The organism is Streptomyces sp. NPDC002623 (assembly GCF_053592635.1).
Map to the genome: position 1 here is coordinate 90425 of NZ_JBSFWB010000020.1, position 25719 is coordinate 116143.

Annotated in this window: 27 protein-coding genes; 6 read left to right on the plus strand and 21 right to left on the minus strand. The window is 72.8% G+C overall.

Translation table 11 applies throughout. The features are described 5' to 3' along the window. Nucleotides 1–15: 15 nt before the first annotated feature. From egtD to egtA, 4 genes are read right to left on the minus strand one after another with little or no spacing between them, the layout of a single operon-like run. Complete coding sequence (egtD, locus tag ACWD4O_RS31370; protein WP_451285004.1) at nucleotides 16–978, minus strand: L-histidine N(alpha)-methyltransferase; 963 nt, start codon at nucleotides 976–978, stop codon at nucleotides 16–18. Beyond that, nucleotides 975–1766, minus strand: coding sequence for an ergothioneine biosynthesis protein EgtC (egtC, locus tag ACWD4O_RS31375; protein WP_451285006.1), 792 nt, complete (start codon nucleotides 1764–1766; stop codon nucleotides 975–977). Before egtC ends, egtD begins: the two co-directional genes overlap by 4 nt. Then, nucleotides 1766–3127 (minus strand): ergothioneine biosynthesis protein EgtB, encoded by a 1362-nt coding sequence (gene egtB, locus ACWD4O_RS31380; RefSeq protein ID WP_451285008.1) that lies wholly within the window; start codon nucleotides 3125–3127, stop codon nucleotides 1766–1768. The genes egtC and egtB overlap by 1 nt, the downstream gene beginning before the upstream one ends. Continuing rightward, entirely contained in the window at nucleotides 3124–4425 is a 1302-nt protein-coding gene (gene egtA / locus ACWD4O_RS31385) for an ergothioneine biosynthesis glutamate--cysteine ligase EgtA (RefSeq protein WP_451285010.1), read from the minus strand. The genes egtB and egtA overlap by 4 nt, the downstream gene beginning before the upstream one ends. A 306-nt stretch (nucleotides 4426–4731) precedes the next feature. On the opposite strand from egtA, the gene ACWD4O_RS31390 reads away from it, so the two are divergent. Continuing rightward, entirely contained in the window at nucleotides 4732–5604 is an 873-nt protein-coding gene (locus tag ACWD4O_RS31390) for a TIGR02452 family protein (RefSeq protein ID WP_451285012.1), read from the plus strand. Here ACWD4O_RS31390 and ACWD4O_RS31395 read toward each other — a convergent pair. From ACWD4O_RS31395 to ACWD4O_RS31410, 4 genes are all read right to left on the minus strand, one after another. Then, on the minus strand, nucleotides 5589–6035 hold the full coding sequence (locus ACWD4O_RS31395) for a type II toxin-antitoxin system PemK/MazF family toxin (RefSeq protein WP_451285014.1): 447 nt from the start codon (nucleotides 6033–6035) through the stop codon (nucleotides 5589–5591). The two genes, ACWD4O_RS31390 and ACWD4O_RS31395, sit on opposite strands and share 16 nt — an antisense overlap. Nucleotides 6036–6109: 74 nt before the next feature. Then, nucleotides 6110–7492 carry a flotillin family protein gene (locus ACWD4O_RS31400; protein ID WP_398421022.1) on the minus strand — a complete coding sequence of 461 codons (1383 nt, stop codon included), beginning with the start codon at nucleotides 7490–7492 and terminating at the stop codon, nucleotides 6110–6112. Nucleotides 7493–7649: 157 nt separating this feature from the next. Further along, entirely contained in the window at nucleotides 7650–7868 is a 219-nt protein-coding gene (locus ACWD4O_RS31405; protein WP_351919620.1) for a hypothetical protein, read from the minus strand. A gap of 27 nt (nucleotides 7869–7895) precedes the next feature. Then, nucleotides 7896–9329: an amidase gene (locus tag ACWD4O_RS31410; RefSeq protein WP_451285016.1), complete on the minus strand. Its 1434-nt coding sequence runs from the start codon at nucleotides 9327–9329 to the stop codon at nucleotides 7896–7898. Nucleotides 9330–9581: 252 nt separating this feature from the next. Between ACWD4O_RS31410 and ACWD4O_RS31415 the strand changes: the two genes are divergently transcribed. Then, nucleotides 9582–10970, plus strand: a complete 1389-nt coding sequence (locus tag ACWD4O_RS31415; RefSeq protein WP_451285018.1) for a glycoside hydrolase family 43 protein — start codon at nucleotides 9582–9584, stop codon at nucleotides 10968–10970. Nucleotides 10971–11051: 81 nt separating this feature from the next. On the opposite strand, the gene ACWD4O_RS31420 is transcribed toward ACWD4O_RS31415, so the two are convergent. From ACWD4O_RS31420 to ACWD4O_RS31435, 4 genes are all read right to left on the minus strand, one after another. Further along, on the minus strand, nucleotides 11052–12392 hold the full coding sequence (locus ACWD4O_RS31420; protein ID WP_451285020.1) for a DUF3500 domain-containing protein: 1341 nt from the start codon (nucleotides 12390–12392) through the stop codon (nucleotides 11052–11054). Nucleotides 12393–12593: 201 nt separating this feature from the next. Next, nucleotides 12594–14111 carry a sensor histidine kinase gene (locus ACWD4O_RS31425; protein WP_451285022.1) on the minus strand — a complete coding sequence of 506 codons (1518 nt, stop codon included), beginning with the start codon at nucleotides 14109–14111 and terminating at the stop codon, nucleotides 12594–12596. Continuing rightward, nucleotides 14108–14833: a response regulator transcription factor gene (locus ACWD4O_RS31430; RefSeq protein ID WP_451285024.1), complete on the minus strand. Its 726-nt coding sequence runs from the start codon at nucleotides 14831–14833 to the stop codon at nucleotides 14108–14110. Before ACWD4O_RS31430 ends, ACWD4O_RS31425 begins: the two co-directional genes overlap by 4 nt. Before the next feature lie 99 nt (nucleotides 14834–14932). After that, nucleotides 14933–16063 carry a PP2C family protein-serine/threonine phosphatase gene (locus ACWD4O_RS31435; RefSeq protein WP_451285026.1) on the minus strand — a complete coding sequence of 377 codons (1131 nt, stop codon included), beginning with the start codon at nucleotides 16061–16063 and terminating at the stop codon, nucleotides 14933–14935. A 90-nt stretch (nucleotides 16064–16153) separates the two neighbouring features. Between ACWD4O_RS31435 and ACWD4O_RS31440 the strand changes: the two genes are divergently transcribed. From ACWD4O_RS31440 to ACWD4O_RS31450, 3 genes are all read left to right on the plus strand, one after another. Beyond that, on the plus strand, nucleotides 16154–16804 hold the full coding sequence (locus ACWD4O_RS31440) for a TetR/AcrR family transcriptional regulator (protein ID WP_451285028.1): 651 nt from the start codon (nucleotides 16154–16156) through the stop codon (nucleotides 16802–16804). A gap of 7 nt (nucleotides 16805–16811) precedes the next feature. After that, nucleotides 16812–17867 carry a threonine aldolase family protein gene (locus ACWD4O_RS31445; protein ID WP_451285030.1) on the plus strand — a complete coding sequence of 352 codons (1056 nt, stop codon included), beginning with the start codon at nucleotides 16812–16814 and terminating at the stop codon, nucleotides 17865–17867. A gap of 104 nt (nucleotides 17868–17971) precedes the next feature. Next, entirely contained in the window at nucleotides 17972–18448 is a 477-nt protein-coding gene (locus tag ACWD4O_RS31450) for a hypothetical protein (protein ID WP_451285032.1), read from the plus strand. A gap of 25 nt (nucleotides 18449–18473) precedes the next feature. Here ACWD4O_RS31450 and ACWD4O_RS31455 read toward each other — a convergent pair whose 3' ends face one another. Next, the gene (locus tag ACWD4O_RS31455) at nucleotides 18474–18929 is read right to left on the minus strand and encodes a MarR family winged helix-turn-helix transcriptional regulator (RefSeq protein ID WP_351919640.1); all 456 of its coding nucleotides are present in this window, start codon (nucleotides 18927–18929) and stop codon (nucleotides 18474–18476) included. A 133-nt stretch (nucleotides 18930–19062) separates the two neighbouring features. On the opposite strand from ACWD4O_RS31455, the gene ACWD4O_RS31460 reads away from it, so the two are divergent. Continuing rightward, nucleotides 19063–20520: an MFS transporter gene (locus tag ACWD4O_RS31460; protein WP_451285035.1), complete on the plus strand. Its 1458-nt coding sequence runs from the start codon at nucleotides 19063–19065 to the stop codon at nucleotides 20518–20520. A 74-nt stretch (nucleotides 20521–20594) separates the two neighbouring features. On the opposite strand, the gene ACWD4O_RS31465 is transcribed toward ACWD4O_RS31460, so the two are convergent. The 8 genes from ACWD4O_RS31465 to ACWD4O_RS31500 all read right to left on the minus strand — a co-directional run bounded on the left by ACWD4O_RS31465 (nucleotide 20595) and on the right by ACWD4O_RS31500 (nucleotide 25600). Continuing rightward, complete coding sequence (locus ACWD4O_RS31465; RefSeq protein WP_451285037.1) at nucleotides 20595–21239, minus strand: response regulator; 645 nt, start codon at nucleotides 21237–21239, stop codon at nucleotides 20595–20597. Next, nucleotides 21236–21412 carry a hypothetical protein gene (locus ACWD4O_RS31470; protein WP_451285039.1) on the minus strand — a complete coding sequence of 59 codons (177 nt, stop codon included), beginning with the start codon at nucleotides 21410–21412 and terminating at the stop codon, nucleotides 21236–21238. The genes ACWD4O_RS31465 and ACWD4O_RS31470 overlap by 4 nt, the downstream gene beginning before the upstream one ends. Next, nucleotides 21409–21585: a hypothetical protein gene (locus tag ACWD4O_RS31475; RefSeq protein ID WP_451285041.1), complete on the minus strand. Its 177-nt coding sequence runs from the start codon at nucleotides 21583–21585 to the stop codon at nucleotides 21409–21411. Before ACWD4O_RS31475 ends, ACWD4O_RS31470 begins: the two co-directional genes overlap by 4 nt. Then, on the minus strand, nucleotides 21582–21758 hold the full coding sequence (locus tag ACWD4O_RS31480) for a hypothetical protein (RefSeq protein ID WP_451285043.1): 177 nt from the start codon (nucleotides 21756–21758) through the stop codon (nucleotides 21582–21584). Before ACWD4O_RS31480 ends, ACWD4O_RS31475 begins: the two co-directional genes overlap by 4 nt. Then, nucleotides 21755–21931, minus strand: a complete 177-nt coding sequence (locus ACWD4O_RS31485; protein ID WP_451285045.1) for a hypothetical protein — start codon at nucleotides 21929–21931, stop codon at nucleotides 21755–21757. Before ACWD4O_RS31485 ends, ACWD4O_RS31480 begins: the two co-directional genes overlap by 4 nt. Next, nucleotides 21928–23181, minus strand: coding sequence for a histidine kinase (locus tag ACWD4O_RS31490; RefSeq protein WP_451285047.1), 1254 nt, complete (start codon nucleotides 23179–23181; stop codon nucleotides 21928–21930). The genes ACWD4O_RS31485 and ACWD4O_RS31490 overlap by 4 nt, the downstream gene beginning before the upstream one ends. Nucleotides 23182–23270: 89 nt before the next feature. Beyond that, entirely contained in the window at nucleotides 23271–24419 is a 1149-nt protein-coding gene (locus ACWD4O_RS31495; RefSeq protein ID WP_451285049.1) for an ABC transporter substrate-binding protein, read from the minus strand. A 176-nt stretch (nucleotides 24420–24595) separates the two neighbouring features. Then, nucleotides 24596–25600: a helix-turn-helix domain-containing protein gene (locus ACWD4O_RS31500; protein WP_451285051.1), complete on the minus strand. Its 1005-nt coding sequence runs from the start codon at nucleotides 25598–25600 to the stop codon at nucleotides 24596–24598. Nucleotides 25601–25719 lie beyond the last annotated feature (119 nt).

Below are 25719 nucleotides of genomic sequence, written 5' to 3' on the forward strand. Positions count from 1 at the left end.
CGCCTCCCGCGGTCTTCAGCGCACGGTGCTCAGCGACAGCGCGAAGCGGCCCGCGCCGTCGGTCCACCAGTGGGTCGACTCCAGTCCGGCGGCGTGCAGTTCCGCTCGTACTCCCTCCTTCCGGAACTTCGCCGACACCTCGGTGCGCAGTTCCTCGCCGGCCGCGAAGTCGACCGCGAGATCCAGCGCGGGCACCTTCACGGTCTGCGCCGTCCGGGAGCGCAGCCGCATCTCGATCCACTCGTTCTCCGCGTCCCAGAGAGCGACGTGGTCGAAGGCGTCGGGGTCGAAGTCGGCGCCCAGTTCCCGGTCGACCACGGCCAGGACGTTCTTGTTGAACGCGGCCGTCACACCGGCCGAGTCGTCGTAGGCCCGCACCAGGACCCCCTCGTCCTTGACCAGGTCGGTGCCGAGCAGCAGGGCGTCGCCCGGTGCGAGCAGTGCGCGCACCGAGGACAGGAACACCGCGCGCTCGGCCGGCAGCAGATTGCCGATCGTGCCGCCGAGGAAGGCGACCAGACGCGGGCCGGGGGTGTCGGGCAGCGTCAGCCGCGCGGTGAAGTCGGCGATCAGGGCATGGACGTTCAGGCCGGGCCGCTCGGCGATCAGGGCCTGCCCGGCCTGGGCGAGGGCGCTCTCGCTGACGTCGACCGGCACATATGTGTCCAGCTCCGTCATGGCGTCGATCAGGTAGCGGGTCTTCTCCGAGGAGCCCGAGCCGAGCTCGACGAGCGTGCGGGCGCGGGCCGCCGCGGCGATCTCACCGGCCCGGTCCACGAGGATCTCGCGCTCGGCGCGCGTCGGGTAGTACTCCGGCAGTTCGGTGATCCGCTCGAACAGCTCGCTGCCGTGCGCGTCGTAGAACCACTTCGGCGGCAGGGTCTTCGGGTTCGCGGTGAGGCCGCGCTGGACGTCGGCGCGCAGGGCGGCGTCCGTGGCGTCCTCGGGGAGGGTGCGGGTGATCTGGAACGGGCTCACGTGCCGGTCTCCTTGGGTGGTGCGGACGCCACGTCCGGGCTCGGGTCCTTGAGCGGGGTGAGCAGGACGTCGGCGCGGCTCGCCGCGAGCAGGGTGCGGTCGGGGACCTCCTGCCAGCGCGGATCGTCGTCGTACGGTTCGGAGGCCACGACCGTGCCCCGGCCGGGCTCCGCGAGATACCACAGGGTGTCGCCCCAGGCGGTCGCGGTGATGGACTCGCCGTCGGTGAGCAGCAGGTTGAGCCGGGACCCGGGGGCCGCGCCCGCGACCTCCAGGACGGTGTCCGTCAGCGCCTGGCTCTCCGTGTCCCCGCCGCGCAGCCGGGCCAGCACCAGCGCCCACACGAACGCGGAGTCGTTGCGGGCCTCCATCGACAGCAGGTCGGCGGCGGGCAGGGAGCCGGTCAGCGGCGCCAGCGAGCGCGGCCAGTCGGCGACCGCCCCGTTGTGGCTGAACAGCCAGGTCCCGGCCGCGTACGGGGCCGCGGCGGCCTCCCCGTCGGCCCCGGCCAGGGTGGCGTCCCGTACGGCGGCCAGCAGGGACCGGGTGCGGACCACCCGGGCCAGGTCGGCGAAGGACAGGTCCGCCCAGATCGGCCCCGCCCGGCGGTAACGGGCCGGCTTCGGGTCGCCGTCGGCGTACCAACCCACCCCGAAACCATCGGCGTTGACCGTCCCGTACCGCTGCCGCCGGGGTGCCCAGGACTGGCGGTACAGACTGTGCGGGGGCTCCGTCAGAAGCCGTCCGAGCTGCTCCTCGGGCCCCAGATAGGCGAGGTGACGGCACATCAGACGGCTTCCGAGCGGGCCGTGCGGAACCCGGAGAAGATCTGCCGCCGGATCGGGTAGTCCCAGTTGCGGAAGGTGCCCCGGCAGGCCACCGGGTCCACCGCGAACGAACCGCCGCGCAGCACCTTGTACTCGGGGCCGAAGAACACCTCCGAGTACTCCTTGTACGGGAACACCCGGAACCCGGGGTACGGAAGGAAGTCGCTGGACGTCCACTCCCATACATCGCCGATCAACTGCCGTACGCCGAGCGGGGATTCCCCCTCCGGGTAGCTCCCGGCGGGCGCCGGGCGCAGATGGCGCTGGCCCAGGTTGGCGTGCTCGGGGGCGGGGTCCGCGTCGCCCCACGGGTAGCGCGTCGAGCCGCCGGTCGCCGGGTCGAAGCGGGCCGCCTTCTCCCACTCGGCCTCGGTGGGCAGCCGGCGTCCGGCCCAGCGGGCGTAGGCGTCGGCCTCGTACCAGCACACGTGCAGCACGGGCTCGTCGGGCGGTACGACCTCGGTGACCCCGAAATGCCGGCGCAGCCACTGCCCGCCGTCGCGGCGCCAGAACAGCGGGGCGTGGATGCGGTGCCGGCGGATGTGCGCCCAGCCCTCCCTGGTCCACCACCGCTCGTTCCCGTAGCCGCCGTCGTCGATGAACGCCTGGTACGCGGCGTTCGTCACCGGCGTCGTGTCGATGTGGAAGGGCGCCACCTCGCGCCGGTGCGCGGGCCGTTCGTTGTCCAGCGCCCAGGGCTCACCGGAGGTGCCCATCGTGAACGGGCCGCCGGGCACGAGGACTTCGGCCGGGCCGGTGAACAGCGGTACCGGCTCCGGGTCGGGGGCGGTGAGGGCCTGCGGTCCGGTGCGGAGCTGATGGGTGATCAGCATCGTCTCGTCGTGCTGCTGTTCGTGCTGCGCGATCATCCCGAAGGCGAACCCGGCCTCCGTCAGCCGGGTGCCGTGGAAGTCGGCCGACTCCAGCAGGTCGGTCACCCGGCCGCGCACCTCCGCCGCGTACCGGCGTGCCTCGGCGGGCGGCAGCAGCGGCAGCGAGGGCCGTTCGGCGCGCGAGTGCTCGAAGGCGTCGTACAGTCCGTCGATCTCGGGGCGCATCGCCTCCCGGCCGCCCACCGCGCGCAGCAGCCACAGCTCCTCCTGGTTGCCGATGTGGGCGAGGTCCCACACCAGCGGGGACATCAGCGGGGAGTGCTGGGCGGTGAGGTCGGGCTCCTCCACACAGCTGGTCAGCAGCGTGGTGCGCTCGCGGGCCGTGGTGAGCGAGGCGAGCACGCGGGCGCGCAGGGTGTCCGCGTCGAGGGCGGCGGGCTCGGCGCCCGTGTCCGGGGCGGGCTCGGTGTCCAGGGCGGGCTCGGTCATGTGCGGAGGTCCTTCCCGTGCGCGCGGGTGTCCGTGCCGCGCAGGCGCTCGAGCTGGTCGTCGGCGGGCGTGCGGCCCTTGCGGACGTAGCGGTCCAGGTAGTCCGTCACGGCGCCCATCACCTGGTCGGAGGCGCCGAGGCGGGGCAGGGCCCGCAGCGCCGTGGCGAAGCAGGCGACGGCGACCTCGTGCAGTTCGGGGTCGGTCAGCGCGAACCGGGCCGCGTCGATCCACAGCGGATTGTGCGGGGCGGGCAGCGGCCGGGCGCGTTCCGTCAGCGGCTTCACGGCGCGGTAGGCCACCTCGGCGGCCTCCGGGTCCTCGAACAGGGCGGTCGTCACGGCGAGCGGCACGATCCAGCCGTCGTCGCCGGGCTGCGCGTCGATCATGCGCAGCTCCAGGTGGCCGCGCGGTCTGACCGGCGGGAACAGGGTCGTCAGGTGGTAGTCGAGATCCTCGCGGGTCGGCGCACCCGTCCGGGTCCACTGCCGGAACGTGAGCCGTTCGGGCACGTCCCACGGCCCGCTGTCGCGCCGGACGCACATCACGGGCGCGTCCAGCACATGCCGGGCCCAGGCCGCGCGCGGATCGCCGTCCAGGACGGGCCCGCCCGCGCGGTCCCTGCCGATCTCCATCCACAGCAACTGCCGGGTGGAGCGCCAGCCGGTGGGGGCGCCGCGGAGCAGCGGGGAGTTGGCGAAGGCCGCCACCAGCACCGCGCCCAGGGTGTGCGACAGCCACCAGCGGCGGCCGTGTCCCAGCGGGCCCGGCTCCTCGTACCCGGCGTCCAGGCAGACCTGCACGGAGGCCGAGGTGCACATCATGGCCCGGCCGGCCGGGCCCTTGCGGTCGAGGCACGCCTCCATGGCGTCGTAGCGCGGCTCGTGCAGGAACCGGCGCGGGGCGTGCCAGGGATCCGTGCCGCTGCCGGCGAGAGCGAGGCCTTGCTCGCCCAGGGTCGCGCGGACGGCGGCGAGGTCGGCGGAGACGATGCCCACGCACTCCATCAGGGAGGCGGCGGGCGGCGAGCTGAGTTCCAGCTGGCCGCCGGGTTCGATCGTGAGCGGTGAGCTCAGGGGCACGTCCCGCAGCGCGGCGTAGGCCGCTTCGAGTCGTTCGGGTGTGACGGGGAGCTGCGGCGTGCGCAGCTCGTGGACCAGCCATTCCACCTCGACCCCGATGGTGCGGGGTGGGCCGGTCTTGAAACAGATGCCCCGGACCAGGGCCTCCACCTCGGCTTCGGTGAGGGCGCTGCGGGGCTCTGTTCCGTCGGTACAGTCGCTGACCGAGTCGGACATGTCGGGATCCTCCTGAGATTCCACCATGCCACCGGTCCGGCCTCGGTGCGGCCGGACAGGCATCGCTCGTCCCACCCAAGACCCTCGATCCGGATCGCACAAGGGTGCACAACGGCACTTTTGGGACCGGGAATCGATGATTCCAGGCGTTTTCTGTGCGTGTGCAGAGTGTTCACGTACCCGGGAAACTCTGTTGCACACGATGTCCAGGATCGCTCACGATGCGTGCATGAGCACGACGGGGGAGACCGGCGGGGTGCGAGACGCCGCGCTGCACGCGATCATGGAGTCCACGGGGGTGGCGCCATGAGCGCGCGGCTGCGCGGTATCGCGCGGGAGACGGAGGAGATCGTCGCGGCGGGCGCCTACCGCACGTCCGACGGGCGCACGGTGGCTCTCGCGGAGGCGATCGAGGCGGCCCGCGCGGGCACGCGGATGCTGGGACCGGGACCGGTGGAGGTGCCGAGGAGCCGGTCCGCAGCCACGGCCGACACCCTGGACACGCCTGCCGAGCCCGTCGTCGAGGTCACGGGCGAGAGCAGCCTGGAGGCCGCCCGTCGGCTCGCCGACGCGCCGGTCGCCGTCCTGAACTTCGCTTCCGCCCGCAACCCCGGCGGCGGCTACCTCAACGGCGCCCAGGCGCAGGAGGAGGCCCTGTGCCGGGCCTCCGCGCTGTACACCTGTCTGCTGCAGGCCCGCGACTTCTACGACCATCACCGAGCCCACCGCGACCCGTTCTACACCGACCGGGTCATCCATGCGCCGGCCGTGCCCGTCTTCCGCGACGACCGGGGCCGCCTGCTGGACGAGCCGTTCGCCGCGGGCTTCCTGACGGCCGCCGCGCCCAACGCGGGCGTGGTGCTGCGGACGACGCCGGAGCGGGCGTCCGCGTTGCCGGCGGCGCTGGCCGTCCGCGCCGAGCGCGTTCTGGAGACGGCCGCCGCGCACGGCTACCGGCGGCTGGTGCTGGGCGCGTGGGGCTGCGGTGTGTTCCGCAACGACCCCGCGCAGGTGGCGGAGGCGTTCCGAACGCTGCTGGGCCCCGGCGGACGGTTCGGACGGACCTTCGAACACGTGGTGTTCGGGGTGCTGGACCGGACACCGGGAACCGTGGTGCTGGCCGCCTTCGAGAAGACGTTCGCCCGGACCTGGTCGAACCGGGCTCAGGTCCAGCCGTAGCGCTCGTGCAGTCGTCGGCGTACCAGGTCGAAGCGCATCCGGTCCAGCGCGCAGGCCTCGCGGCGCATGCCGTCCTCGTGCAGACGCAGGACGCGGTCGACGTCCACCCAGGAGTCCCGCCCGGTGCGGTCCCATGGGCCGCTGCCGATCGGCACCCACTCCCGGTCGCCGTCATGGCGCTTGCTGGAGAGCTGCACCGCGAGGAAGGTGCCGCGCGGCTCCCGGGCGACGACGAGCACCGGGCGGTCCTTGCCCCGGCCGTCGTTCTCCTCGAAAGGCACCCAGGTCCAGACGATCTCACCGGGGTCGGGATCGCCGTCGTGCGCAGGCGAGTACTCGGTGCGCACCCGGCCGACCTCGCGGGGGTCGGCCTCGATCGTGGCGGAGGGGCCGAAGCGGCCCGGATTGTTCTCATCGGTAGACGTGCTCACGGGGGCACCTTACGGTCCGCCCCCGTGAGCACGTCCATGACCTTCGTTACTTCTCCTCTGTCACTTCTCCACTGTCACTTCTCCTCGACCGGCACCTTCTGCGAAGGCGGCGCGGCGACCCCGTTGAGCGGCGAAGCCCCGCCCGGCGTCTGCCCGTTCTGGTTCATCGACGAGAGCAGCTGACGTGCCAGCCCCAGCCCCGTCCCGCCCATGGTGAGCGCCTTGGCCAGCATGTCGGCCACGCCGTCGGCGCCGTTGAGCACCACCATGTTGTCGACGTTGCCGAACGCGGACGCGCCCGCCTGGACGATCTCCGGCCACTTCTCCGCGAGTTGCTGCGCGACGACGGCCTCCTGGTTCTCGGCGAGGGCGGCGGCACGGGCCTTGATGGCGTCGGCCTCGGCAAGGCCCTGGGCCCGGTTCGCCTCGGCCTTCGCGAGACCCTTCGCCTGCGTGGCGGCGGCCTCCGCCTCACCGGTGGTGCGGGTCTCCGTCGCCTTGGCCTCGGCGGCCGAGATCCGCGCGTCGCGCTCGGCGTCGGCCAGCGTCCGCTTCTCGTACGCCTTGGCGTCGGCCGGCTTGCGGACATCGGCCTGGAGCTGCTGCTCACGCCGCTGCGCCTCGAGTTCGGCGACCCGGGTCTCCTGGACCACGACCTCCTGGCGGGCCGCGGCGTCGGCGAGCGGACCGGCCTGCCGGGCCTTGGCGTTGGCCTTGTCCTGCTCGGCCTGGTACCCGGCCTTGAGGATCTCGCTGTCCCGGGTGGCCTCCGCCATCCGGCCGAACGCCAGCTGCTCGGCCTCGGTGGCCAGCCGGTCGGCCTCGGCCTGCGCGATGCGCGCGTCCCGGCGCACGGCTGCCAGATGCGGGGCGGACAGGTTCTTGATGTACCCGGTCGGGTCCTCGATCTCGTGGATCTGCAGGGAGTCCACGATCAGGCCCAGCTTCTCCATCTCCGTACCGCACGCGGCGCGGGCCTGTCCGGTCAGCTTCTCCCGGTCGCGGATCATGTCCTCGACCGTCAACCCGCCGACGATGGCGCGCAGATGACCGGCGAACACGGTGTGCACGCGCTCCGCCATCAGCTTCTGCTGGTCGAGGAAGCGGCGGGCCGCGTTGGCGATCGACACGAAGTCGTCGCCCACCTTGAAGATGACCACGCCCCGCACCTTCAGCGGGATCCCCTGGTGGGTGACGCAGTCCACGTGCAGTTCCGTCTGGTTGAGGTCGAGCGAGAGCTTGCGGACCGCCTGCATCCCCGGCGTCACGAGGGTGCCCCGCCCGGTGACGATACGGAAGCCCATGCCCTCCTCGAGGCCCTCCAGCTTGTGCTTCGAACCGGAGATGATGAGCGCCTCGTTGGGCTCCGCGACCCGCCACATCAACTTGAACGCACCGATCAGGACGAGGACGGCGCCGAATGCCGCCCCGACGAGAATTCCGACTTCCATGGGCATGCGCTCCCCCTGTTCAGGGTGCCCTGGGGGCACCGAACGTAAAGGGAGTGTGAGCCCGCGCACGCGCCGTGTACACACGCTGTCGAACCGCTGTTGCCCGCTCGGTACCCACTGTTGCGCGCTCGGTACAGACGACGGCCCACGCGCATCAGCAGCCTCAACCGCCGTACATCGCCGAGACGTAGACCGTCCGCGGCGGCAGGTACTCCACCACCGTGACCATCGTGCCGCGCTCGATGCGTTCCGTGCCGGTGGCGGCATATGCGAGAAAGTGCTCGGCGCCGCCGCGCACCCGGACGATCACCTCGCCGACGAGCCCGGGCCCGACCGTTCCGGTGACCCGCCCCATGAGCCCGACCATCGACGCTTCGTCCATGGTCACAGAGTAGGGGCCACAACGCCGTTACACCGCCGGGCTTTCCACGCCGGCCTGCTCCGGGGGCCAGCTCTCGTGCCAGCGCAGCTCCGCCTCCAGCTGTGCGGCGAGCGAGATCAGCAGCGGCTCGCTGTTCGCCGGGCCGAGCAGTTGCGCCCCGACCGGCAGCCCGCCGGGCGTGAAGCCGGCCGGCACGTTGACGCCGGGCCAGCCCAGCACGTTCCACGGCCAGGCGTACGGACACGCGGCGATCATGGCGCGGTCGGTGGCGAATCCGCTCAGGTGCAGCATGGCCCCGACGCGGGGCGGGGGAGCGGCCGTCGTCGGCGCGAGGACCACGTCGTACGTCTCGAAGAAGCGGCCGATACGGCGGTGCAGGACGGCCTCCGCACGCCGGGCCGCGCGCAGCGGGACCCCGCCCAGCAGCCGGCCCAGCCGGGCGGCTTCGTGGGTGCGCCGGTCGAGGAGCGCGGGGAAGGGCGCCTCGGCGACCCGCTCGGCGAGACCCGCGGTCGCCCGCGGCAGAAAGGTGAGCCCGATCTGCCCGTACGGCGGGTCGGCCTCCTCGACGGTGTGCCCCAGGTCGGCGAGTCTCTCCGCGAGTTCGAGGACCCGGGCGCGCACCTCGGGGAGCAGTCGGGCGGGCGCGGCGGTGAACGGAGGTTTCAGCGAGAGCGCAATCCGCAGCCGCCCGGGGTCACGGCCCGCTGCCGCCGAGGCGTCCACGGCGGGCGGCCGGTGCGGGTCGTGGGCGTGGTTGCCGCTCGCCGCGTCGAGCAGCAGGGCCGCGTCGGCGACGGTCCGGGCGAGGGTGCCGTTGACCGTGATGCCCTGGAAGGACTCGCCGAGCGGCCAGGTCGACACGCGGCCGCGCTGCGGCTTGATGCCGATCAGATGCGTCCAGGAGGCCGGGATGCGCACGGAGCCGGCCCCGTCCGAGCCGAGCGCGGCCGGCACCAGGCCCGCCGCCACCGCGGCCGCCGAGCCGCCGGAGGAGCCGCCCGGGGTGTGCTCGGGGCTCCACGGGTTGCGGGTCGCGCCGAAGGCCGGGCCCTCGGTGAACGGCCACTGCCCGAGCTCGCAGGTGTTGGTCTTGCCGACGATCACGGCCCCCGCCGCGCGCAGCCGCCGTACCGCCTCTCCGTCCTCGGCGACCGGCGGATGCGCGCCCTGGCAGCCGAAGGCGGTCGGCTCGCCCGCCACGTCCATGTCGTCCTTGACGGCGACGGGGACGCCGAGCAGGGGCCCGCGCGTCCCGGGCGCGACGGCGCCCAACTCCCGGTCGGCGGCGTCCGCTTCGGCGAGCGCGGCCTCCTCGCGCACGATCCGGAAGGCGTTGAGGGTGCCCTGCGTGGCCGCGATCCGGGCGAGGGCCCGCTCGACGAGCTGCCGGGAGGTCACCTCCCCGGCCGCCAGGGCGCGGGCGGACTCGGCCAGGCCTTGGGCACGGTCAAGCGTCATGGCGGGACCACCTCCGGGTGCACGGTGTCTGCGTACACGATGTCTACCGGAGAGTAACTCTCGAGCGGGCGGTGCTGTACAGGTTTCGCACAGGTGTCGTCCAGTCCCGCGCAAACCATTGACGTGCACCTGCCCCAGCTCTACTTTCTGCTCGACTTCTCGAACTTTGTTCGACATGTCGGACACCTGAAGCCGTATACGAACCCGTACCTGAGCCCGCGCCTTATGCACGAGTCCCTGGGAGAGCCGCCCGTGACCACACGCCCCTCCACCCCCTCCCGCCGCGCCCTGCTCCGGGCCATGGCCGCCCTGCCCGTGTCGGCCCTGGTCCTGGGCGAACTGCCCGGACTTCTCGGCACGGCCGCGGCCGCCGCCCCCGCGAGCGGCTCCGCCACCCGCTACACCATCGTCCCGTTCCTCAACAGCAACGACGGCACGGTGAACGTCTACCAGTCCGACGACGCCACGGACTTCCGGCTGGTGCAGTCCTCCGCCTACACCCCGCCGAGCAACCGCATCCGCGACGCGAGTGTCTTCAAGCACACCAACGGCTACTACTACGTCACGTACACCACCCACACCTGGCAGGACACCAGCACCACCATCGGCTTCGCCCGCAGCTCCGACCGGGTCAACTGGACGTTCCTGTACGACTACACGGTCCCGATCGCCAACCTCTCCCGCGCCTGGGCGCCGGAGTGGTTCGTCGACAGCGACGGCAGCGTCAACGTCATCGTGTCCTGCTCGGTCACCAGCGACGAGTGGATCTTCACCCCGTATCTGCTCAAGGCGACCAACACCGCTCTCACGGCGTGGAGTTCACCGGTCGCGCTGTCCGGCATCGGGTCGAACCACATCGACACGTACATCGTGAAGGTCGGCTCGACCTACCACGCGTTCACCAAGAACGAGACGGCGAAGTACATCGAGTACGGCACGGCGTCGAGCCTCGCCGGCCCGTACACGATCACCAGGACCGGCGACTGGGCCGGCTGGGGCAGCTACCGCGAGGGCCCCTCGGTCATCCAGCTCGACAACGGCGCCTGGCGCATCTTCTTCGACGGCTACGGCGACGGCAACTACTACTACAGCGACAGCTACGACACCTTCGCCACCTGGACCGCGCCCAAGGCGCTGCCCGGCATCTCGGGCACGGCACGGCACTTCACGGTCATCAAGGAGACGGTGACCGGCGGCCCGACCCTCGCGAAGAGCGTCACCCGGTCGTTGAGCTCCGCCAACTACACCACCCGCTACTGGCAGGAGCAGTCCGCGCTGCTCAACCTGCCCGTGGTGACCAGCTCCAGCACCACCGCCGAGAAGCAGGCGTCCACCTTCACCGTGGTGGCCGGCCTCGCCGACGCCAACGGATACTCCTTCCGCGACGCCGCCGGCAACTATCTGCGCCACTACAACTACCGGGCCCGCTTCGACGCCAACGACGGCACGGCCACGTTCGCGAAGGACGCCACCTTCGTCGCCCGGACCGGCACCACGAGCAGTGCGATCCGCTTCGAGTCGTACAACTACCCCGGCTACTACCTGCGCCACTACAACTACCAGCTCAGCGTGGCCCTGACGGACGGCACCGACCTCTTCCGCCAGGACAGCTCGTTCGTGCCGGCCACCGCCTGGGCCTAGAGCCTGTTCGAGCCGGCCGCATGACGCGGAACCGGGCCGGGATGACGGGTCCCCGGCCCGGTGGTCATGCGCTCGTCTCCGTCACCGGTGGTGCGGCGACGTCAGGTAGTGCTGCCTGAGGAGCTCCTTGCCGTAGTCGTTGCCGTTGGGCGTGCGGACGACGGAGTGGACGTGCTTCTGGGTCGCGCCGCTGCCCTGGCTCGCCCCGTACGCGCCGGCGAGCGGGCCCGGCGCCTGGCAGTCGACCTCGATCCAGACGACGGGGCTGTGCACGCGGACGTAGAACGCGGCGTCGTCCCCGGTCCCGCCGGCCCAGGTCACGTAGGTGTCGTCGAGGTGCTTGCGGACCTCGGCCAGATGCGCCTTGGCCACATCGGCCTTGGCGCGGCCGGCGAAGGCCTGGACGATGCCCAGGAGCTTGGTCTTCTGGGCGCCGGTCAGCGCGTCGCCGCGGATGCCGGTGTACGCCTGGACGGCGTTGTCGTTGAACGCGCCCGCTTTCATCGACTCGTTGGACTTGGTCGTCGACTCGATGGCGACCGCCTGCTGGGCCGCGGTCAGCGAGTTGATGAAGGCGAGGCCGGCGACGACCTCCTCGTGGCAGACGGTCACCGTCTCGCCGTCGATGTCCATCGAGGTCGGCTCCGAACCCCAGAAGCAGGGGCTCATCACGACCTGGCCGCCCAGCACGAAGTAGTTGATCACCAGGTGGTGGCCGTCGAACTGGAAGCCCCAGGGCTCGGTCGCCGACGGGGTGCCCATCACGGTCCAGTAGTAGGCGTCCTCGTTGAAGGCGGTGGTGTTGCCGATCGCCTCGCCGGCCGCCTGGTTGATCTTCCGGATCTTCTCGGTGGTCTCCAGCCCGTCGGCGCTCAGGGCCGACTTCAACAGGGCGGTTCCCAGGGCCTTCTGATCGTCGCTCAGATCGGCGAGGGAGACGCCCTGACGGTCGTAGGAGTCGATGTTGCTCCACAGCCGCCACTCGGTGGAGTGGACCGTGAACTGCGTCGAGGACTTCTGGGTGTCGGTCAGCCCGGCCAGGAACGCGTTCGCCGCGGCGATCACCGGCGCGGTCTTCACCCCGGTGGAGTGGATCGTGAACAGATCGTCGATCCGCTTGCCGTCGGTGGTGAGGCCGAAGAAGTCCTCGGTGATCGACTGGTTGCCGGGGCCTCCGGCGCCGCCGCCCGGGCCACCGCTGGGCGCGCCGCTGGGGGCCGGGGAGGCGGAGGCGTCGGCCGTGCCGGTGGTGTCGTCGGCCATCGCCGCCCACGCTCCGGCGCCGCCCATGGTCGCGACGGCCGTGGCGCCACTGGCGAAGAAGACCTTGCGCATGAAGTTGCGGCGGCTCGCGTGAGCACCGCCGCCGGCTTCGGACTGCGGCTCGTGGGCCGTCGGTTCACCGGTGTCGAGCTCGGTCATCGTCGCTGATTCCCTTCGTCATGGGCACGTCCACGCTGGACGGCCGCCCGGTGATCACTGTGGGGGAGCGAACTGAGGCAGGCCTGAAGCGCCGGCGCGACGAGGGTCGGAAACAGCCCGCAGGGCCGACGCGCACACGGCCTGAACTGCGGTTCTATGAGAGCCCTTAGAGTTGCGAGGCCTTGGGGTCCGGGTCCGGAGTCAGGCGGTCACGGGGAGCGTGACCGAGAACTCGGTGCCGCTCCCGACCTCGCTCCGCACCTCGATGCGGCCGCCGTGCGCCTCCGTGAGCGCCGCCGCGATGGCCAGCCCCAGGCCCGTGCCGCCCTCCCCGCCGGAGGTACGGGAGCGGGAGCCGTCGGCTCGGGTGAAGCGCTCGAAGATCGAGGGGAGCAGGTCGGCCGGGATGCCCGGCCCGTCGTCCCGTACCCGGATCACACACTGTCTGCCGCCGGACTCCGTACCGCCGGATTCCGTACCGCCGGACTCCGTACCGGCCGCCGGTGAAGGCGTCAGGCTCTCCACGACGACGGTGATCTTCGTGCCGGCGGGTGTGTGCACCCGGGCGTTGGCCAGCAGGTTGGCCACCACCTGATGCAGCCGGGAGGGATCGGCGACGACCGACACGGGACCGTCGAGCCGCAGCGAGAGCTGCCATTCGTGCTCGCCGCCCGCGGCCTGCGCGTCCCAGACGGCCTCCGCGACCAGCGTCGCCAGGTTCACCTCCGTGCGCTGCAACGGACGTCCCTCGTCGAGCCGGGCGAGCAGCAGCAGGTCCTCGACCAGGCCGGTCATCCGGGCCGACTGCGCCGAGACACGGCGCCAGGCGAGCTCCGGCTCGATCGTCCGGTGGTCGTTGTCGCCCTTCATGTATTCCGCGTAGCCGGCGATCGAGGCGAGCGGGGTGCGCAGTTCATGGCTGGCGTCGGCGAGGAAGCGGCGCATGCGTTCCTCGGTGCGCCGGCGTTCGGCGAGCGAGGACTCGACATGGTCGATGAGCCGGTTGAGCACGACGCCGACCTGGCCGGCCTCGGTGCCGGGATCGGTGTCCTGCGGGGCGACCCGGGTGAGCGCGGCGACCTCGCCGCGGTCCAGCGGCACTCGGGCGACCTCGGCGGCGGTCGCCGCGACCCGCCCGAGCGGGCGCAGCTGCCGTCGGATGACCAGCGCGGAGGTGCAGGCCGCGGTGGCCAGTCCGACGGCGGCGATCACCGTCTCGACGACGACCAGCCGGTCGATCGCCCGCTGGACGTCGGCCATCGGCAGCCCGGCCAGGACGGGGACCCCGTCGCCGCCGAGCGCGGTCACCCGGTACGTCCCGAAGCCGGGAACGGTGCGGGTGTGCAGCGACCCGTCCGCGGTGATCCCCTTCAGGGCGGCGAGCTGGGCGGCGGTGAGCACCTGCTGATGGCCGTCCGCGGTCACCACCTCGGCGGCGATCACCTTGCCGTCGGCGAACCGGGCGGCCAGCGTGCCGGCCGGCTGCCCGCGCTCGTTGAGGAACCCCAGATCCGTCGCACCGCCCGTCCGGCGCTGCAACCCGCCCTGGCTGCGCTCGGCGGCGTCGGTGACGCGCTGGTCCAGATCCCCCAGGAGATGGACGCGCTGGACGAGCACCGTGGTCAGCGCCATGGCCGCGCACACGACGACCAGGGTCGCCGAGACGAACAGCACGAGCCGGACCCGCAGCGAACGCCAGCCGAGGCGCAGCTTCGTCACGTCCACTCGTCCGCGGCCCTGATGGCGTATCCCACACCGCGCACGGTGCGGAGCATCGGCGCCCGCCCCTTGTCGATCTTCGCGCGCAGGCCGTAGATGTAGACCTCGACCAGATTGCCCTCGCCGTCGAACGAGGCGTTCCAGACGTGGTCGAGGATCTGGGCCTTGCTGAGCACCTGGTGCGGATGGCTCATCAGGAACCGGAGGAGGTCGAACTCCTTGGTGGTCAGCGTGACGGGGACGCCGGCGCGCTGCACCTCGCGGGTGCTCTCGGACAGCACGAGGTCGCCCAGCGTCAGCACGGAGCCCTGGTCGGAGGTCTCGGCGGGGCGGGCCCTGCGCAGCAGACCGCGCAGCCGCAGGATGACCTCCTCCAGGGAGAACGGCTTGGTCACGTAGTCGTCCGCGCCGGCCGACAGCCCGTCGATCCGGTGCTCCAGCGCGTCGCGCGCGGTGAGCATCAGCACGGGCAGCCGGGCGTTCTCGCTGCGCAGCCGGCGCAGCACCTGGACCCCGTCGACGTCGGGCAGCATCCCGTCGAGGACGACGACGTGCGGGGCGCAGTCCCGCGCGAGGCGCAGCGCGTTGCGGCCGTTCTCGGCTGTGAAGGACCGCCAGCCCGCCTCGGTCACGGCGGCGGACAGCAGCTCGGTGAGCTCGGGCTCGTCGTCGACTATCAGCACGCGAACCGTGCCTTCACGGGGAGCGGAGGCGGCAGACATGGATCGACCCTCTCTTCGTTCGCCATCAGGGCGCTGTGCGCAGGCTGTGCATTTCTCATGGGTCGGTCGCGGTCGCAGTCGCGGTGGTCGTCGCCGTGGTCACAGGCGTGGCGACCGGCGGACGGTCAGGACGGCGACGTCGTCGTGCCGGCGGCCGTCCCCGGCGAACGCGCGGGCGTCCTCGTGCAGTGCCCGGGGCAGTTCGGTGGGGGAGACGTCGAGCTGTTTCATCAGGCGTTCGTCGACCGGGTAGAAGGTGCCGTCGGCGGCGCGCGTCTCGGTGAGACCGTCGGTGGTCAGCACCAGCGTCGAGCCGGCCGGGAAGTCGAACCAGTCCACGGTCGTGGGCTCGGCGGCCAGTTCGGCGAGCCCGAGCGGGACGCCGGAGTCCAGCGCGGGAGTGGTGACGGCGCCTTCGTGCACCAACCGGGGCGGAATATGGCCGCAGTTGACCACCTGCGCCTCCGGGCCCGCGTCGACGCCGATGATCAGGGCGGTGACGAACCGTTCGTCGTCGCCGGTCTGCTCGGCGTAGGAGTTGTGGCGGACGACCGAGGCGTCCAGGGCGTCGACGAGCGCGGTGAGCGTGGGCTCCCGGTGGGCGGCCTCCCGGAACGCGCCGATGACGGCGAACGCGGCGCCCACCGCGGCCAGCCCCTTGCCCTGCACGTCTCCGATCAGCACCCGCGCACCCCAGGGCGAGTCGACGACGTCGTAGATGTCGCCGCCGACCAGCCGGTCCTCCTGCACGGGCTCGTAGACGCCGTTGACCAGCACGTCGTCGGTGAGCAGCGGCAGCGGGTGCAGGATGTGCCGCTGCATGGCGGCGGCGGTGGAGCGCAGCCGCAGCATCTCGCGCTCGCGTCCGATCCGCCGGTGGCAGGCGTAGACGGAGACGGCTCCCAGGGCGAGGGTGAGCAGCACCAGCAGCGCCCGGTCGAGCCAGCGGCCGCCCTCGGGGGCCCGCACCAGCACGGTGACGGTGACGAAGAGGGTGGTCCAGGCCGCGATGAACTTCGTCTGCTGGACGGTGCACAGCGCCGACGCCGCGCTCGGCAGGAAGATCAGCAGCCCGAGAAGCCACACCTCGGAGCCGGACAGGATGCCGAGCAGCTCCACCAGGAGCGTCACCGTCAGCACGCCGAGGACCGTCTCGGCGTTGCCCGGGGGCTCGATGGCGTCGAGGGTGTCGAGGGCGACGGCGGTCCGCTTCCGACGGGTACCGATCATGGGAACTCCCGCGCAGGTGATGATCTCCCTGCCAGCTTAGACAGCTCTCCGGCCGCAGCTTTCGATACGGCGTACCGTACGATGACCCGTATGCCTCGTCACTCCCCTTCGCTGGACCGTGCGACACCGGACCGCATCGCCGAGACCGCCCTGCTCCTGGTCGACGAGGGCGGCCCCGAGGCGCTGACCTTCCGGGCGCTGGCCACGCGACTGGAGATCTCCCTCGCCTCCCTCCAGCGCCGCTGCACCGACCTGGCCGGGCTGCTGGACCTGTGCACCGACCACCTCGCCGCCCGGCTGCCCGAGATCGCGCCGGGCACCGACTGGGCGAGCGCCACACAGACCCGGTTCACCGCGCTGTACCGACTGCTGGCGGATCGTCCCGGCCTGCTCGCCCTGCGCGGCTCCCGTCCCTGGCTGAGCCCGAACCTGCTGGCCCGCCTGGTCGAGCCCCAGCTCGCCGACAGCATCGCCGCCGGGATGACCCCCGAGGAGGCGTTCGCCGCGTACCGGCGGATGTACCTGCTCACCCTCGGCAGCGCGAGCTTCGTCGACCACCGTGACCCGAGGTCCACCGGCGCGGCGGCCCGCACCGCCCTGGCCGCGCTCGACCCCGAGATGTTCCCGGTGCTGACCGGCCATCTGGCGTCGATCGTGCCCGCTCTGACCGACCACGAGGTCTACCACGGCGCGCTGCGCCAGCTCATCCACGCGGCCGACCCGCGCCACGACCATCAGTGAGGACCCCATGAGCACCACCATCACCCCCACCGCACGCGTCTTCAGCAGCGACAACGCCGCCGGCGCCTCCCCGGAGATCGTCGAGGCCGTGGCCCGGGCGGCCGCCGGACCGGCGCTGCCCTACGGGGCCGACGACAGCACGGCCTCGGTCCGCCGCCGCCTCGCCGAGGTCTTCGAGCGCGAGGTCGACGTCCTGCCGGTGTCCACCGGCTCCGCCGCGAACGGCCTGAGCCTGGCCGCGCTGACCCCGCCCTGGGGGAGCGTGCTGTGCCACCGCGACAGCCACATCAACAACGACGAGTGCGGCGCGCCCGAGTTCTACACGGCGGGCGCCAAGCTCGTCCCGCTCGGCGGCGACGACGCCAAGATCGACCCCGACGAACTGCGCGCGGCCGCCCGGCGCAAGGCCGGGGACGTGCACAGCGTCCAACCCTCGGTCGTGAGCGTCACCCAGGCCACGGAGACCGGGGCGGTCTACAGCCTCGACGAGGTCCGCACCCTCGGTTCGATCGCGCGGGAGGCGGGGCTGGGTCTGCACATGGACGGCGCCCGGTTCGCCGGAGCCGTCGCCGCCCTCGGCTGCACCCCCGCAGAGCTGACCTGGCGGGCCGGCGTCGACCTGCTGTCCTTCGGGGCCACCAAGAACGGCACGATGACCGCCGACGCGATCGTCGTCTTCGACCGCTCCCGCACCGCCGAACTCTCCTTCCGCGCCAAGCGCGCCGGCCAGCTCGCGTCGAAGATGCGCTTCCACGCCGCCCAGCACGACGCCTACCTCACCGACGGCCTGTGGCTGCGCAACGCGGCCCACGCGGGCGTGACGGCCGCCCGGCTCCAGGCGGGCCTCAAGGCGATACCCGAGGTCGGCCTGCTGGGCGCCGCCGACGCCAACATCGTCTTCTGCCGCCTGCCCCACCGGATCACCGAGGCGCTCCTGGTGGACGGCTACGCCTTCTACCACGACCGCTGGGAGCCGGGCGTGGTCCGCTTCGTCACCTCCTTCGCGACGACGGAGCAGGACGTCGACGGCCTTCTCGCCGACATCCGCCGACACGCCGTCTGACCTCCCGGCAGGCGCTTGAACGGTCGCCGCCGTTCGCGCGTACTGCCTGGCGAAACGCCCGTCCACAGGCGCGGACGGGCAGAGCGCCGAATACGGAGTCGTACGTGCTTCAGCAGCCCCCGTCCCGCCGTGTGCGCAAGTTCGCCCTGGCCGGCAGTCTGGCCCTGCTCTCCCTCGTCACCGCGTGCAGCGGTGGCGGGGACGACGCCGCCGGGAAGGCCACGCCGACGCCGACCACGGTGACCGCCGCCCCCGAGGCCGGCGTCGTGGCGCCGGCGAAGGTCGAGGTGATCGCGGGGCTGACCGGCTGCACGGCCAAGATCCGCATCGAGGCGGACGAACTGCGCCAAGGCGTCTGCCACACCGAGGAGGCCGACTACTTCATCACCACGTTCCCCGAGGAGCAGCTCAAGGAGACCTGGCTGGAGGCCGCCAGCATCTACGGCGGCCAGTACCTGGTGGGATCCCGCTGGGTCATCAGCGCGCAGCCGAAGAAACTGACCGAGCTCCGCCCCAAGCTCGGCGGCACCATCCAGCAGCTCGGCGGCACCGGCCCGAGCGCGGTCGCGACCACGTCCTGACCCACCGCATGCGGGCGGGGGCGCGCTACGGGCGCGGCCAGGGGCGCGCGCCGATCGCCTCGATGCCGTAGTTGAAGCGCCGCAGATAGGCCGCGAAGGCGGCGATGTCCTCGTCGGACCAGTCGGCCATCACCTCGCCCAGGATCTCCACGATCCCCTCGCGCTCCGCGTCGAGCAGCCGGTCGCCCTCCTCGGTGAGCCGGAACTTGCGCGCCATCCCGCCCTCCGGGTCGGGGATCCGCTCCAGGAGCCCCGCCCGCATCGCCGCCGCGGTCTGCCGGTTCAGCGTGGAGGCGTCCAGCCCGAAGGCGTCGCTGAGTTCCCCGATCGACATGGGTCCCTGGATCCGGATCCGGCTCAGCATGATGTACGCGCTGCGCTCCATGACGCTGTCCTTGCGACGGCCGCCCCGCTGGTTCAGAAACGAGTGGCGGCTCAGCAGCATCTGCTCGTACTCGACCTCGTGCGCCGGCGTCTCCATGTGCCCGACCTCCTGCTTCGCTGCGCTCACACCATCCTGGCACACCGGTATGCATGCCCCATGTCATGTGCTCGATACATACGACATGTACGATGCACATCCTTCACCGCACACCCCACGTCGAGGAGTCCCCATGGGCGCCCCCGCCCCCCAGCCCACGGCCCGCCCAGGAGCCGTGATCGCCACGCTGGCCTTCGCCGGCACCACCGCGGCGGTCATGCAGACCCTGGTCACGCCCCTGATCGCCGAGCTGCCACAGATCCTCGACACCTCGTCCGCGAACGCGGCCTGGGTGATCACGGTGACCCTGCTCGTGGCGTCCGTGTGCGTGCCGGTCGTCGGCCGCCTCGGCGACCTGGTGGGCAAGCGCAGGATGCTGCTCGCCTGCTCCGTGCCGCTGGTCGTGGGCTCGGTGGTGTGCGCCTTCGCCTCCGACGTCGTGACGATGATCGTGGGCCGCGGGCTGCAGGGCATGGGCATGGGCATGGTGCCCCTCGGCATCGCGCTGCTGCGGGACGTCGTACCGGCCGAGAAGCTCAGTGGCGCCATCGCGCTGGTCAGCGCCTCCATGGGCATCGGCGGCGCCATCGGTCTGCCGGTGGCGGCCGCGGTCGCCCAGTACGCCAACTGGCGGGTGCTGTTCTGGGGCGCCGCCGCCCTGGCCGCCGTCGTCGCCGTCCTGATCTTCATGCTCGTCCCGGACGTCCCCGCCGGCGCCCAGGGCCAGCGTTTCGACCTGCCCGGCGCGATCGGCCTCGGCGTCGGCCTGGTGTCCCTGCTGCTCGCGATCTCCAAGGGCGCCGACTGGGGCTGGGGCTCGGCCACCACGCTCGGCCTGTTCGCCGTCGCCGCCCTGGCGCTGGTCGGCTGGGGAGTGTGGGAGCTGCGCACCACCGACCCGCTGATCGACCTGCGCACCACGGCCCGCCCCCGGGTGCTCTTCACCAACATCGCCTCGGTCTTCATCGGCTTCGGCATGTACGCGAGCCTGCTGGTGATGCCGCAGCTGCTGCAGTTCCCGGAGGCCACCGGCTACGGCCTCGGCCAGTCGATGCTCGCGGCCGGTCTGTGGATGGCGCCCGGCGGCGTCATGATGATGATCGTCTCCCCGCTCGGCGGAAAGCTCACCAACGCCCGCGGCCCGAAGTTCACGCTGGTCTGCGGCGCCCTGGTGCTGGCCGCCGGCTACTTCGTCTCGCTGGCCCTGATCGGCTCCGCCTGGGGCGTCATGCTGGTCACGATCATCACCAGCAGCGGTGTGGGCCTGGCCTACGGTGCCATGCCCGCGCTGATCATGGGCTCGGTGCCGCTGTCGGAGACCGCCGCGGCCAACGCCTTCAACACCCTGATGCGCTCGCTCGGCACCTCGATCGGCGCGGCCGTCATCGGTGTGATCCTCTCCCAGATGACCACCACCATGGGCGGCCACACCTTCGCCTCCGAGGACGGCTTCCGCACCGCGCTGCTCGTCGGCGGCGGACTCGCCCTGGTCTCCGGGGCCATCGCGGCCGTCATCCCCGCCCTGCGCAAGACCGCGGCGGACGAGGACACGGCCGAACCGGTCGCCGCACCCGAGCAGGCCAAGGTCTGATCCGACGGAGTACGAAAAGGGGCGCCCGGGCAGTGCCGGGCGCCCCTTTTCGCATGTCTCACGTTTCGCATGTCTCACGCCAGGTCCAGCAGCCCCCGGCGCACCGCCTCCGACACCGCCGCGGCCCGGTTCTCCGCGCCCAGCTTGCGGTAGACCCGCACCAGGTGCGTCTTGACGGTGGCCTCGCTCAGGAACAGCGCCTCGGCGATGGACCGGTTGCTCAAGCCGTCGGCCAGCAGCCGCACCACCTCCACCTCCCGGCCGCTCAACTCCCGCTCGGGCGCGACCACTCGGCCGACCAGCTCGTCCATCACCTCCGGCGCGAGCCCCAGCGCCCCGGCCGCGGCCCCGCGCACCGCCCGGAACAGCTCCTGCGGCGGACCCGCCTTCAGCACATACCCCCGGGCCCCCGCCTCCAGCGCACGCACCACATCGGCCCGGCCCGAGTAACTCGTCAGCATCACCACGGGCACCCCGGGGGCCTCGCCCGCCAGCCGGCGCACCGCCTCGATGCCGTCGATGCCACCGCCGCCGCCGAACCGCAGATCCATCAGCACCACGTCGGGCGCCAGCCGTGCCGCGAGCCGCACGGCCTCCTCGCCGCTGCCCGCCTCGGCCACCACCTCGACGTCCGGCTCGCCCTCCAACAGCGCCCGCAACCCGGCCCGTACGACGACATGGTCGTCCGCCAGCAGCAGCCGCAACGGCGCGCCGGTCATCGGACGGTCACCGGGGTCGGGCGGGTCGTGGGCGAGGTCGGCACGGTCGCTCGCAGTCGCGTGCCGTGGCCGGGGGCGTGGCCGATGTCGAGGTGGCTGCCGTGCTCGTGCGGGTCGGCCGGTACGGCGGCGTGGTCGCGCGCCCGGAGCGGGCGCGGTGCTGCGCCGGTCACCGGACGGTCACCGGGGCCGGGCGGGTCGTGGGCATGGTCGGCACGGTCGCTCGCAGTCGCGTGCCGCGGCCGGGGGCGTGGCCGGCGTCGAGGTGGCTGCCGTGCTCGTGCGGGTCGGCCGGTACGGCGGCGTGGTCGCGCGTCCGGAGCGGGCGCGGTGCTGCGCCGGTCATCGGACGGTCACCGGGGTCGGGCGGGTCGTGGGCGAGGTCGGCACGGTCGCTCGCAGTCGCGTGCCGCGGCCGGGGGCGTGGCCGGCGTCGAGGTGGCTGCCGTGCTCGTGCGGGTCGGCCGGTACGGCGGCGTGGTCGCGCGTCCGGAGCGGGCGCGGTGCTGCGCCGGTCATCGGACGGTCACCGGGGTCGGGCGGGTCGTGGGCGAGGTCGGCACGGTCGCCCGCAGTCGCGTGCCGCGGCCGGGGGCGTGGCCGGCGTCGAGGTGGCTGCCGCGCTCGTGCGGGTCGGCCGGTACGGCGGCGTGGTCGCGCGCCCGGAGCGGGCGCGGTGCTGCGCCGGTCATCGGACGGTCACCGGGGTCGGGCGGGTCGTGGGCGAGGTCGGCACGGTCGCCCGCAGTCGCGTGCCGCGGCCCGGCGCGCTGCCGACGTCGAGATCGCCGCCGCACTCACGCAGCCGCGCCCTGACGGCGGGCAGCCCGAGCCCACGGGAGCTCTGGGACGGCACGCCGATCCGGCCGGTCTCGAACCCCGCGCCGTCGTCGCGCACCTCCAGCTCCACCCGGTCCGCGTGCCCATGCAGCGTGACCAGCACGTTCACCGCACGCGCATGCTCGCGCACATTGGCCAGCGTGCTCTGCGCGACCCGGAACAGGGTCGCCGCCGACTGCCCGTCCAGGGCCGGCCGACGCTCGCCCGCCGAACGGAACCGCACCCGGGCCGCCGCGCCCTCCGCCTCGGCCCGCGCGCACAGCAGCCGCAGCGCGCCCTCCAGACCGGCCTCGTCCACGGCCGCGGGCGTCAGATCGCTGATGATCCTGCGGGTCTCGGCGAGATTGGCGTGCAACCCGTCGGCGACCGCCCGCAGCCGGGTGCGGGCCACGTCCGGACGCGCGTCCCAGTCGCGGTCGGCGGCCTGGAGCAGCATCACCCCGCCCGAGAGCTCCTGGGCCAGCGTGTCGTGCAGGTCCCGGGCGATCCGGGCCCGCTCCGCCAGCACCCCGGCCTGCCGCTGCTGCCGGGCCAGCACGTCCCGGGTGCCCCGCAACTCCTCGACCAGCCGCAGCCGTTCGGCCGCGTCGCGCTGCTGGGTGCGGTAGAGGGCGACGGTGCCCCACACGGCCGCCACCGGGATCAGGACGACCTCCGGGTCGAACGAGCCCGTGCTGCGCACGAGTTGAGCGGCGAGGACGGCGGTCAGCACGGCCAGCGCCACCCCGGCCGCCCGCCGGCCGAGCGCCCGCAGCGCCACACAGGCCAGGGGCACCGCGCACCACACGTAGGCGGCCGTGAGCGACTGCGGGGCGAGGGAGACCAGAGTCGTCCACAGTGCCACCAGGGCCGCCACCCACAGATGCCGGCCGATCCGCCCGAGCCGCTCCCCGGCCGCGAGCCCGCCCGCGTACACCAGTGCGAGCAGCCCGCTGACGGTCACGATGTCCCAGCACAGCCCGATCCTCAGCTGCACCAGCCGGACCAGCCCGGCGCCCACGACGACGAAGAACGTCAGATGGGCGAAGTGGGCGGGCGTCGGCCGGCTCCCGCGGACGGCTCTCGCAGAGCCAGAGCTACGGACGGGAGCACGGTCGGACACGGCAGATCCCCTTGGACGATGATCCGTTCGAACGGGGGTCCGAGTCTATCCACCGCCTGTAGGGACCGTGTGAGGACGGCCGCCCTCGGTCAGGCGCCCGGGCGCAGCCCGAGGAAGCCCGGCGTCGGGTCGCCCTTCACCTCGCCGAAGTACAGCGCGAACGTCTGCTTCAGCCGCTCCACCTCGGCCCGGTCGGACATGAAGCGGGGGAAGCCGTCGACATTGGCGTTCGGGTACTCCCAGACCGGCTTCAGACCGGCCGGGGGAGTGATGTCGGTGCGCACCGACCAGCCGCTGAAGGACGATCCCTGCGTGGCCGTCGACAGCTGCCAGTTGAGGTAGAGCTTGGCGGCCGCGGTGTTCTTCGCCGCCTTGAGGATCGCCGCCCGCTGACCCCACGCCATGAACGGGGCGCTGTCCGGCAGGGCCCACTTCACCGGGCCGGTGGACAGGGCCGAGCCCGAGCCGCCGACGCCGATCGCGTACTGCCCGGCGCGCACGGCGTCCCCGGGCGAGTTGCTGCCGCGCGCGAACCGGACGTTCTGCGCGGCCAGCCGGGCCATGAAGTCCCAGCCGTAGTGCTTCACGTAGAGGGAGTACAGGAAGAGCACCGCGTCGTCGTCGTGCGGGAACGACGAGGCGATCTTCCCCTTCCACTTCGGGTCGAGCAGGTCCAGCGGGGTGCGCGGCGCGTCCGGGCCGACCGCGTCCGTCCCGTACATGAAGCTGAAGCCGATCGCCGCGATGGCGACCCACGCGCCCTGCGGATCCTTGAAGCCCTCGTGGACCTTGGCGAACCCGGCGGGCTTGTACGCCAGCAGTCGGCCCTGCGACTTCCAGCGGACGAAGTCCTGGAGGGTCTGGAGCTGGACGACGTCCGGGACGAGGGTGCGGGTGGCGAACTGGTTGTCGACGCGGACGTCGTGGTACTTGCTGTAGTCCACGATCAGCTTCAGGTCGATGCCCGGGAAGGCCTTGAGGAAGGCGGCCTTCGTGCCGTCCTGCTGGGTCGGGGTGTCCCCGCCGGCGTAGACGACGAGCTTGCCGCCCTCCGCGAGCGCGGCCCGGTACAGCTCGTCGAGCGACCTGCTCTCCTCGGCGCCGGAGCTCCGCCGGGCGGAGGGGGAGGCGGAAGCGGCGGGAGTGGCGACGGCGGGCGACGCACCGAGGGCGCCGACGCCGAGGGCGGCGCCCGCACCGGTCACGAGGAGGCGCCTTCTGCTGGGGAAGCTGGGCATGCTGGGGAGACCTCTCTGCTGCTGAGGGGGGGGGTGGGGACCGGGCGCCTCGGTCGAAGCCGATTCTGCTGTGCCCCGCCGGTGCCGCGCGTCGTCCGGACGGATCGGACGGCCCGCGTTCGATGGAACCCCCGTTCAACCGAACGGTTGAACGCTCTCCTCGGGCGAGGTCCCCGCTACGGCCTCGCCAACCGCCGCATCGTCAGCGCGAGATGCAGCCGCAGCCGGCCCTGCGGGGTGCGCACCGGCCACCCCAGCAGATGCTCGGCGTGCGTCAGCCGGTCCTGGAGGGTGGAGTGGTGGACGTTCGCCTCGGCGGCCGCCGCCCGCAGACTCGCCGTGGCGGTGACGGCGTACAGGGTCGCGAGCAGCCAGGGGGCGTCCGCGGCCGCCGCCTCGACCGCGTGCACGTCCGGCGGAGGCTCGGCCCCCGGCAGCACGAGGTCCGCCAGCAGGGCGATGCCGCCGAGCTCGTCGGCGTACACGACCCGGGGACCGGGGTCCTGCGCGGTGCCGTCCGCGGTGAACCTGAGCGCGGTGCGGGCCGCGGCCCAGGAGCGGGGCAGGTCCGCCGCGGGCACGGCCGGCCCGAACCCGGCCCGGCCGAGGGGAACCGCGTCCGTGGCGGCTGCCGCCCGGGCGTCCGCCGACAGCACCCGGGGTCGGCCGCCGGGAGTGGCCAGCGCGCGGGCCGGGGCGGCGGGGTCGAGGCCGAGGCGGCGGGCCGCGTGCAGCCGGGCCGGTTCGGCGGCCGTGGCGTCGAGGAGGGTCTCGACCAGGGCGGGATCGTCCAGCGGCGCGCGTCCGCGCGTGCGATCGAGGACCAGCCGGGCCACGCCGGCCGCCCGTTCCAGGATCACGGCGTCCACCACGCTGGGCTCGGCGCCGGCGCGTTCCAGCCACAGCGCGGGAGCGCCCTCGGGCGTCAGCCCGGCGGACGGCCAGGCCGGGTCCGGCGGCAGGTCCGTGTCCCGGCGCGTGCCGTCGGCCTCCACCCGGACCCGCACCCGCCGGTCGGCGTCGACGAGCCGTGCGGGCACCCCGGCGAGCACCGCGGCCCCGCGCACCAGCGCCTCCACCCCGGCCCGTGACTCGGCCAGCCGGTCGAAGTAGGCGATGACCCGCACGGCGGCGCCGGCGTCCGGGTCGAGCGCGGTCAGGCGCCCGGCCAGCTCTTTCATACGGCCATGATGCGTCATGCGGGCGCCCACGAGGAGGGGTCCCGCCTCCGCTTCCTGTGAGGTGCCGGCACGGACGGTCCGTTCCCGGCCGCCTATGGCAAAGTGGCGGCAAAACCGAC

Bases quoted from the DNA above. Each gene is read 5' to 3' on its own strand.
- egtC (WP_451285006.1), bottom strand. From the start codon at position 1,766: ATGTGCCGTCACCTCGCCTATCTGGGGCCCGAGGAGCAGCTCGGACGG.
- egtB (WP_451285008.1), bottom strand. From the start codon at position 3,127: ATGACCGAGCCCGCCCTGGACACCGAGCCCGCCCCGGACACGGGCGCC.
- egtA (WP_451285010.1), bottom strand. From the start codon at position 4,425: ATGTCCGACTCGGTCAGCGACTGTACCGACGGAACAGAGCCCCGCAGC.
- ACWD4O_RS31390 (WP_451285012.1), top strand. From the start codon at position 4,732: ATGAGCGCGCGGCTGCGCGGTATCGCGCGGGAGACGGAGGAGATCGTC.
- ACWD4O_RS31400 (WP_398421022.1), bottom strand. From the start codon at position 7,492: ATGCCCATGGAAGTCGGAATTCTCGTCGGGGCGGCATTCGGCGCCGTC.
- ACWD4O_RS31405 (WP_351919620.1), bottom strand. From the start codon at position 7,868: ATGGACGAAGCGTCGATGGTCGGGCTCATGGGGCGGGTCACCGGAACG.
- ACWD4O_RS31410 (WP_451285016.1), bottom strand. From the start codon at position 9,329: ATGACGCTTGACCGTGCCCAAGGCCTGGCCGAGTCCGCCCGCGCCCTG.
- ACWD4O_RS31420 (WP_451285020.1), bottom strand. From the start codon at position 12,392: ATGACCGAGCTCGACACCGGTGAACCGACGGCCCACGAGCCGCAGTCC.
- ACWD4O_RS31430 (WP_451285024.1), bottom strand. From the start codon at position 14,833: ATGTCTGCCGCCTCCGCTCCCCGTGAAGGCACGGTTCGCGTGCTGATA.
- ACWD4O_RS31435 (WP_451285026.1), bottom strand. From the start codon at position 16,063: ATGATCGGTACCCGTCGGAAGCGGACCGCCGTCGCCCTCGACACCCTC.
- ACWD4O_RS31440 (WP_451285028.1), top strand. From the start codon at position 16,154: ATGCCTCGTCACTCCCCTTCGCTGGACCGTGCGACACCGGACCGCATC.
- ACWD4O_RS31445 (WP_451285030.1), top strand. From the start codon at position 16,812: ATGAGCACCACCATCACCCCCACCGCACGCGTCTTCAGCAGCGACAAC.
- ACWD4O_RS31455 (WP_351919640.1), bottom strand. From the start codon at position 18,929: ATGGAGACGCCGGCGCACGAGGTCGAGTACGAGCAGATGCTGCTGAGC.
- ACWD4O_RS31460 (WP_451285035.1), top strand. From the start codon at position 19,063: ATGGGCGCCCCCGCCCCCCAGCCCACGGCCCGCCCAGGAGCCGTGATC.
- ACWD4O_RS31465 (WP_451285037.1), bottom strand. From the start codon at position 21,239: ATGACCGGCGCGCCGTTGCGGCTGCTGCTGGCGGACGACCATGTCGTC.
- ACWD4O_RS31475 (WP_451285041.1), bottom strand. From the start codon at position 21,585: ATGACCGGCGCAGCACCGCGCCCGCTCCGGACGCGCGACCACGCCGCC.
- ACWD4O_RS31480 (WP_451285043.1), bottom strand. From the start codon at position 21,758: ATGACCGGCGCAGCACCGCGCCCGCTCCGGACGCGCGACCACGCCGCC.
- ACWD4O_RS31485 (WP_451285045.1), bottom strand. From the start codon at position 21,931: ATGACCGGCGCAGCACCGCGCCCGCTCCGGGCGCGCGACCACGCCGCC.
- ACWD4O_RS31495 (WP_451285049.1), bottom strand. From the start codon at position 24,419: ATGCCCAGCTTCCCCAGCAGAAGGCGCCTCCTCGTGACCGGTGCGGGC.
- ACWD4O_RS31500 (WP_451285051.1), bottom strand. From the start codon at position 25,600: ATGAAAGAGCTGGCCGGGCGCCTGACCGCGCTCGACCCGGACGCCGGC.